This is a genomic window from Streptomyces synnematoformans (assembly GCF_039531005.1).
Classification (GTDB): domain Bacteria; phylum Actinomycetota; class Actinomycetes; order Streptomycetales; family Streptomycetaceae; genus Streptomyces; species Streptomyces synnematoformans.
The window spans coordinates 8,328-11,132 of record NZ_BAAAPF010000239.1; the positions used below are offsets into that span (position 1 = coordinate 8,328).

Here is a 2,805-nt window from a genome sequence, read left to right on the forward strand (position 1 = left end):
GGGCCACCACCGCGCCGGTCAGTCCTCTCGCCCGGCGCCGGCGCCGGGTCCTGAGCACCCGCCCGGCCAGTCCGGGCTCGGGGAGCGCGTCCGAATCCGCCATGTGGTGCAGCGACCGGCGCACCAGCTCCTCGACTCTCACGGCTTTACCTCCGACAGCTGCTCTTCGCGTACGGGCTCCGGGGTGCGGGGCGGGCGGAGCGTGAGGGACGCCAGCTCCGGGGACACGGCGCGCAGCTTGTCCAGCGACCGCCGGGTGGTGCTGCGCACGGTGCCGACCGAGCAGCCGAGGAGCGCGGCGACCTCGGCCTCCGGCAGGTCCTCGTAGTAGCGCAGCACGAGCATCGTGCGCTGCCTGGTGGTCAGCCGGCGCAGCGCCCGGGCCATCACCACCCGCAGCTCCGCGTCGTGCGCGGGGTCGCCGCCGGCCGTCGCTCCGCCGGGTTCCGGAGGTTCGGCGACGACCCGCTCACGGGACAGCCAGCGCAGCCGCCAGCGGCTGATCTGCTGGCGGTACAGCACCTGGCGGACGTACGCCTCCGGTTCGTCGATGCGGTGCCAGCGCCCCGCCGCCTTGATCAGCGCGTTCTGCAGCAGGTCCTCCGCGGCTCCGCGGTCGCCGCCGCTCAGCAGCAGCGCGGTCCTGAACAGCACGCCGGATCTGGACTCCACGAACTCGCGGAAGCCGGCCTCGCTCGCCGCGTCCATATCCCGTTGTCCTCCCTCGTCCGGATCACCCTGCCCCGGTAGACGCCTCCCGGGCACCGCCGCTATGCCTCGGAACGCCCTCGGATGCCGAAAGCCCGCCGCGCACGGAAACGCCGTGCGCGGCGGGCTCGTACGCGGTGCCGTCCCGCGTCAGTCGTTGGCGTGCAGCGCCGCGTTCAGCCCGCCCCACGAGCCGGAGCGCTGCCGGGCCTCGACCGCGCCGGTGGTGGAGTTGCGCAGGAACAGCAGGTTGCTCGCCCCGGACAGCTCGCGGGCCTTGACCACGGCGCCGTCCGGCAGCGTGACCTTGGTGCCGGCGGTGACGTACAGGCCCGCCTCCACGATGCAGTCGTCGCCGAGCGAGATGCCGACGCCCGCCTGCGCGCCCAGCAGGCAGCGCTCGCCGAGGGAGATGACGTCCTTGCCGCCGCCGGAGAGCGTGCCCATGATCGACGCGCCGCCGCCGACGTCCGAGCCGTCGCCGACGACGACGCCCGCCGAGATGCGGCCCTCGACCATGGACGTGCCGAGGGTGCCGGCGTTGAAGTTGACGAAGCCCTCGTGCATGACGGTGGTGCCGGAGGCGAGGTGCGCGCCGAGGCGGACCCGGTCGGCGTCGCCGATGCGGACGCCGGAGGGCAGCACGTAGTCCACCATCCGCGGGAACTTGTCGAGGTGGCTGACCTGGAGGTGCTGTCCCGCGGCGCGGACCGCGAGCCGCACCTCCTCGATCCGGTCGGCGGGCACGGGGCCGTGGGAGGTCCAGGCGACGTTCGCCAGCAGCCCGAAGACGCCGTCGAGGCTCTGCCCGTGCGGGCGGACGAGCCGGTGGCTGAGCAGGTGCAGCCGCAGGTACACGTCGTGGGCGTCGGCCGGCTTCTCCTGCAGCGAGGAGATCACCGTGCGCACCGCGACGACCTCCACGCCGCGCCGCGGGTCGGGGCCCAGCGCCGCCCGCGCGGGCTCCCCGAGCAGTTCGGCCGCGCGCTCGGCGGTCAGCCGCTCGGTGCCCGCGGGACCGGGCTCGTCGGCGAGCGCGGGGGCGGGGAACCAGGTGTCGAGGACGGTGCCGTCGGGGGTGACGGTGGCCAGGCCGGTGGCGGCGGCGCCGGTGCGGTGGGTGGTGGAGGTCGCAGCGTCGGTCATACCCGAACGCTAACGGGCCCCCGGCGCGGGAGGCGAACCGGTCCGCATGGCGACACGGCCCCCGCGCCCGGCGCCCCGGCCGCGGGCGCCCGCCGCGCGGTCCTCAGGGCCGGACCCCCTCGCGGTCCACCAGCGCCGTGCGGAGGACGGCCGTGGCCGTCACGACGCCGCCCTTCGCGGCCTTCGGGCCCTCCCGCCCGCCCGTGTCCTCGGTGGCGACGTGCCGGGTGCCCAGGTAGGCGTACGTGTCGGGGTCGAGCAGCAGTTCGTCGCGGACGCCGGAGTGGCCGCTGTGCGCGTCGTCGAGGTAGATCGCGAGCGCCTGCCGGTCCGCCGGGTCCCTGACGGTGGTGTCCGCGACGCGCAGGCCGGGGATCGTGGCCATCGCCCCGTAGACGCGGGACTGCCCCACGGGGTGCATCGGCGCCGACGCCAGCAGCATGCGCAGCGAGCTGAAGTTCCAGTCGGCCAGCTCCTCGTCGCTGCGCCCCGCGCCGGGCGTGGGCGTGTCGGGGCGGTCGCCGCTCTCGGGGTAGAACCAGCGGGCCTGCTGCAGCACCGCGTCGGTGTCCTCGGGCAGCGCGGCGAGGTACTCGAAGCGCTCCCGCGGCGAGTGGTCGTCGCCCTCGTTCCAGTCCTCGAACTCGGGATCGGCGTACTTGTACCACTGCTCCCGCATGTCCCCCGCCGGCTCGTCGGTCTCGTCGGTCCCGTCGGTCCCGTCAGCGGTGCCGGCGTGCTGCTCGACCGTCTGCACATACACCCAGTCCCCCGACTCCGGCCGCGGCGGCGGGTCCTCGGCGACCGCGGCGGCGGCCTGCCGCAGCAGCTCCGGCGCACTCTGCGACACCGGGGCCGCCGGCGCCACCGGCGCCACCTGCTTCCCGCCCGCCGCGGCGCCCCCGTCGCCGGACGGCTCCGGGTCGCCGCCCAGCGTCGTCGACAGCACCG

At 75.7% G+C, this 2,805-nt stretch carries 3 protein-coding genes; all 3 read right to left on the bottom strand.

Features of this window, described 5'->3' with window-relative positions; all coding sequences use genetic code 11:
- Positions 1-138: 138 nt before the first annotated feature.
- Positions 139-708 carry a SigE family RNA polymerase sigma factor gene (locus tag ABD317_RS27010; protein ID WP_344292861.1) on the bottom strand — a complete coding sequence of 190 codons (570 nt, stop codon included), beginning with the start codon at positions 706-708 and terminating at the stop codon, positions 139-141.
- A gap of 150 nt (positions 709-858) precedes the next feature.
- On the bottom strand, positions 859-1,854 hold the full coding sequence (dapD, locus tag ABD317_RS27015) for a 2,3,4,5-tetrahydropyridine-2,6-dicarboxylate N-succinyltransferase (RefSeq protein ID WP_027753539.1): 996 nt from the start codon (positions 1,852-1,854) through the stop codon (positions 859-861).
- A gap of 103 nt (positions 1,855-1,957) precedes the next feature.
- Positions 1,958-2,805: CU044_5270 family protein (locus tag ABD317_RS27020; protein ID WP_344292863.1), on the bottom strand; the 848-nt coding region annotated here is incomplete at its 5' end.